Here is a 5,073-nt window from a genome sequence, read left to right as displayed (position 1 = left end):
TTGCCCTTGAAGTCGACGTCCTCGGTGCGCACCGCCCCGGCGCCGTCGAACACCAGGCACAGCCGGGTCAGCAGGTTGCGGGCGCGGCCGTCGGCCAGCGACTCGCCGTAGTAGTAGCGCACGCGCAGCCGCTCGGCCTCCTCGCCCGGCGCGGTGGCGCTGGAGTACGCGGGCCGCCGCAGCTCGTCGTACCCCCACCACATCTCGCTGCCGCGGCCGTCCCAGCCGCGCACCGGCTTGCCCAGCACGTCGACCAGGCTCCACCGCTCGCCCGCGTCGGCGCCGACGGTGTGCGCGGCGTGGCCCAGCATGGCGAAGTCCTGGGCGAGAGCCGGGAGTCCGCGGGCGTCGGCGACGGCCCGCTCCCGGCCCTGGATGTCGCGCCTGACCTCCGTGGTGAGCAAGCTGCCGCCGCCGTTGTCCTGGACGGTGAGGTGGGGGCGGCCGAGGGTGTCGTAGCGGATCTCGGTGTACGTGCCCGCGTGCGCCAGCGCCTGCCGGGCGGCCCGCCCCTGCGGATCGGTGTCCGGCAGTCCGGACCGTTCGGCGTACCAGCGGCTGTCCCGCACGGTGTCGTTGCGGTCCCAGTCCTGCTGCTCCCATGGCGTGAACACCACCTCGGACCGGGTGCCGTCCGGGAAGTCGGTGCGGACCAGGCGGCCGAGCGGGTCGTAGCGCAGCACCGGGGTGACGCCGCGCCTGACGAGTTCGTCCTCGGTGTCGAAGCCGCTGTCGGGCGCGAAGTACGGCTCGTAGCGGCGGATGGGGTTGCCCTTGTTGTCGTACACCGTGCGGCCGGTGCCCACCCAGCGCTCGGCGCTCTCGCCCGGCGCGGGTTCCGCGCGGGCCTTCGTCAGCATGTCGCGCCCGCTGCCGTCCAGGTAGGTCCACGTGTCCTGGCGGGGCGAGTCCGGGTCGCGGTGCCGCTCGCGGGTGGAGACGTGGAACCGTACGGGAACCGCGGCGAGGTCGTACGCGATCGTGGCGGTCGGGTCGTCGCCGGCCGCCGCCTCCGGCGTGGAGGTGTCGAGGACGTCGCCGGCAGAGCCGCCTTCCTTGCCCAGCACCGCGGTGGCGACGACCAGGCCGAGCGCGTCGTAGCGCACGCCGCTGCGGTTGCCGTTGGGGTCGGTCAGCAGCCACGGCCGCAGCACGCGGTAGTGCGGCGTCGCCTCGGCCCTGTTGCGCAGCGGGTCGTACACCCGCACGGGCAGGAGGTGGTGGTCGTCGTACTCGGTCTCCCACTCGGCGCCGAACGGGTCGGCGTACAGCACCGGCAGGTAGAACTCGCCGGGGTCCGGCACCTGCCGCCCCGACGGCGCCCACCAGCCGGCGCCCTCGGCCCGCCGCACGTACCCCGCCTCGCGCAGGTCCGCGCCGGTGACGCGGTCGCCGTACAGAAAGGCCGCCTGATCGGGGGCGAAGGCCAGCCGGTAGGTGCGCCACGGCAGGGCGCGCAGCCCGGGGGAGCCGAGGGGGAGTTCGGTGGCGAGGTCGTCGGCGGCGTAGGTGGTCAGGGTGCGCGCGACCAGCCGTCGCTGCGGTCCGCCGCCCGACAGCTCCTCGTGGTACGGAATCTCGTGCCGCGCCGCCGCCGCGAGACCGGCGAGGAGGTCGTCGGCCGCGAACGGCTCGCCGGGGGTGCGCGGCGCGACCCCGCCGATCTCGTAGTCGCGGCTCTCCACGGGCACGCCGATCCGCCAGCGGTCCGCCGCGGCCGTGTCGTTGGCGAAGGACAGCTCGGTCACGGCGAGCCGCAGCAGGCCCTGCCCGGGGTCGGCCGGGGACGCGCGGGGGTAGGCGATCCGCGCCGACGCGAGGACGTTGCCCCAGGTGTCGACCTCCAGGGTGACCTCGTGGACGGTGCGCGGATCGTCGGCCTGCCGCTCGCTGTACACGGTCAGCGCCTCGCCGGGGTGGACGAACACCACCGCGTGCCCGCCCGCGCCCGCGGGCTGCACCAGCCGCACCCGGGGGCTCGACTCGACCACGGAGTACGGGCTTTCCTGCGCCGCCGTGCCGTCCTCCGCGTACGTCTCCGCCCGCAGCACCTGCCCGCGCAGCGCCCGCGCGGCCTCCCGCTCCTCGGCCGGGGTGAGTCCGGGCGGCAGCGGCGTGCCGGGCAGCAGCGGGCCGCCGTACTCGTCCGCGTACGGGGTGCCGAGCCGGTCCCGGCCCGGGTACCAGCCGGTGTGCTGCCACCGCCGGACCACCGCGGGCGGCTGGTGCAGCTCGCCGGCCGCGGTGGTGAGCGCGTCGCGCTGCTCGACGTACCCGAAGCCGCGGAACTCCCGCTCGGCGCCGTCGAAGTAGCCGTGCCGGTAGCGGTACGCCGCGGCCAGCTCGGTGCCGGCGACGGCGTCGTACGTGACGGTCTCGGCGACCACCTGGACGGGGAACGGCAGCCGGGTCAGCCAGGGCTCGCCGCGCGCCTCGTCGGCCAGGTGGAAGGCGGTGGAGGAGGCGTACCGGACGGTGGTGACCCGGCCCGTCCCGTTCTCCGTGCGGTTCAGCAGGTGCGGCTTGCCGCCGGCCATCAGGTCCACGTAGCGGACCTGCGGCTCGCCGTCCGGCCGGGGTTCGGCGACGACGAGGCAGGCCGTCCCCCGCCCGAGCACGTCCGCCACCGAGGCCAGGGCGAGGGGGCCGGTGTGCCGCACGCCGTCGACGTGCTCGGGCGGGGCGAAGGAGTTGCCCGCCTGGTTGAACCACAGCCGCACGCCGTCCGGGCCGAGGTAGAGGACGTCGGCGGGCGCGCTGCCGTCGACGTCGGCGAGCCGGACCCGCCGCTGGTCGAAGCGGTCCGGGTGGTCGAAGACGGGCGCGTGGGACATGGCGACCTTGGGCCCGAACCGGCCGTGGCCCAGACCCGGCCAGTACGCGATCTCGCCGTTGCCGATCCGCACCAGGTCGGTGAGGCCGTCGCCGGTCATGTCGGCGAGGTACACGCTCTGCTCGGCGTCGGCGAACACCAGCCGCGGCCCGTGCTCTTCGGTGCGCCCCGCGGCGACGGTCTCGGGGTCGTGGAACCCGTCGGCGCCGGCGGACGGGTACCAGGTGAGGCCGTCGTCGGCGGTGACGAGCACGTCGGCGAGGCCGTCGCCGGTGAGGTCGGCGAACCGCAGGTTCGCGTCGTCCCAGTCCAGTGCGGGCAGTCGGCGGAAGGCCGCGAAACCGGCCCAGCCGCGGTCGGCGGTGCGCTCGTGGTACCCGGGATCACCGGAGCCACCGCTGCCGGAGCCGCTGCCCGCGCGGCTGCCGCCGCCGAGCCGGACGACCGCGGGCCGCCCGTCGCCGTCGAGGTCGAGCAGCTGCCGCCCGGCCGCCCCGCCCGGCAGCGGATCGACGGGCCGGGACGGGCCGAGGCGCCCGCCGCCGAGGTTGCGCCGGTAGTACCACGCGCCGCCCTGCTCGGCGAGGATGCCGGCGATCCCCTCGCCGTCGAGATCCGCCCACCGGTACGGGCCGTCGAGCCGTACGGCGCCGTCGTCGGACGTCAGCGGGCCGGCCGCGGCGGACACCGTCCGCTCGGTGTACCCGAAGGAGAGCAGGGGCAGATCGGCGGACCGGTACCCCTGCCCGTCCGGCACGTAGCCGCGGTGGGTGAGGGAGACCAGCTTGGTGACGGCGGGGTCCTCGTCGTACCCGAGCAGCAGGGCGCTCACCAGTTGCGGCCGGGGCCCGAGTGCGGGGATCCGGTGGAACGTCAGCACGCGGCGGCAGAGCCGGTAGGTGCGGACCTCGAAGCCGGGCCTGCGGGTGGACCACGGATCGGCGCGCACGGGCCACGGACGGACCCCGTCCGGAGCGGGCGCGTCCTCGCCGTGCTCCCCGTAGTCGAGCACCACCTCGAAGCAGAAGCCGGCGGCGGCGCCGGGCTCGGTGTTCCCGTACCGGATGCGCTTGAGGTACCGGTTGGCGACAGAGGTGCGGTTGCGCTCCTCGGGCGCGGAGGTGTCGACGCCGGTGCGGTCCTCGGCCTTGTACTCGTACACGGTGACGTTGCCGCGGTCGTCCTCGGTCCGCTGGAGCAGCCACCGGAACACGCGGCGGCCCGGGTCGGCGGGGTCGGCGATCCGGGCCTGCGGGTCGCGCCCGTAGACGCTGGTGACGTTGTCCCGCGACGTCACGCGCCAGTGCAGGTCGCCGCTGCCGCGGTGCCGCCACTGCTCGATCCGCACGAACGCGCCCTCGGTGCGCGGCCGGTACGCGGTGACGTCGTACGCGCCGTCGGTGCGGGGCGCGGGCACGGCGGCCGGAACCAGGTCCTCCGTACCGGACAGCTGGAAGACGTCGCTGTCGAGATACCGCGGGACCCCCTTGTCGGTGCGGCGGGAGATGGACGGCACGTCGAGCGACCAGCCCAGCCCGAAGGGCGAGTTGCCCGCCCCGGAGTCGTAGCCGAGGGCGAGCGCGGGCTCGGCGCCGCGGGCCGGCGAGACGGCGAGCGGCACGGAGAGGGAGGGGGTCCCGGACACCGGGTCGGTCGTGAACTTCTCGCCCATGCCCCGCAGCGCCCCGCCGGCCTTGGGCAGCGACAACGCCGGCAACTCCCGCGCCTCCCCGGCCTCCCGCCCGCCCTCCGCACCACCGCTCCACCCCTCACCCATACGCCCCTCCCCGCGCCGCCGAGCCGAATGATCGCGCTCAGAGTAGGGAGGCGAAACGGGACGGAGCACGTGTCAAGAGCGCATAGGCACCTGAAAGACTGAGCGCGCGAGACCACGCACACGCCCGGCGCGCACGGCCCGGGCGGGGGAAAACCAGGGGACCGCGGGTGATCGGCGCGGGTAGGGTCGTGCGGTGCCTGAGCTGGAGCGGCTGCGTGCCGGTCATGCCCCCGCGGTGCTGGCCTTCGAGCTGGTGAACCGCGCCTATTTCGCCGCCTCGGTCCCGGACCGGGGCGACGCCTTCTTCGACGGCTTCCCCGACCGGTTCGACGCCCTGATGGCGGAGCAGGAGGCGGGCATCTGCGCGTTCCACGTCCTCGTCGACGCGGACGGCCCGGTGCTCGGCAGGTTCAACCTCATGGACATCGAGGACGGGGCCGCGGAGCTCGGCTACCGGGTCGCG

General features: G+C 75.4%; 2 protein-coding genes. One reads left to right on the top strand and one right to left on the bottom strand.

From position 1 onward, the window contains the following. Nucleotides 1–4,610: SpvB/TcaC N-terminal domain-containing protein (locus H5J30_RS17030; protein ID WP_181788277.1), on the bottom strand; the 4,610-nt coding region annotated here is incomplete at its 3' end. 193 nt (nucleotides 4,611–4,803) lie between these two features. Here H5J30_RS17030 and H5J30_RS17025 point away from each other — a divergent pair. Continuing rightward, nucleotides 4,804–5,073, top strand: a 270-nt coding sequence (locus H5J30_RS17025; protein WP_508470508.1) for a GNAT family N-acetyltransferase, incomplete at its 3' end; no start/stop codon positions are given.

The organism is Streptomyces phytophilus (assembly GCF_013870535.1).
Taxonomy (GTDB): Bacteria; Actinomycetota; Actinomycetes; order Streptomycetales; family Streptomycetaceae; genus Streptomyces; species Streptomyces phytophilus.
This window is presented reverse-complemented; position numbering and strand designations above follow the sequence as displayed.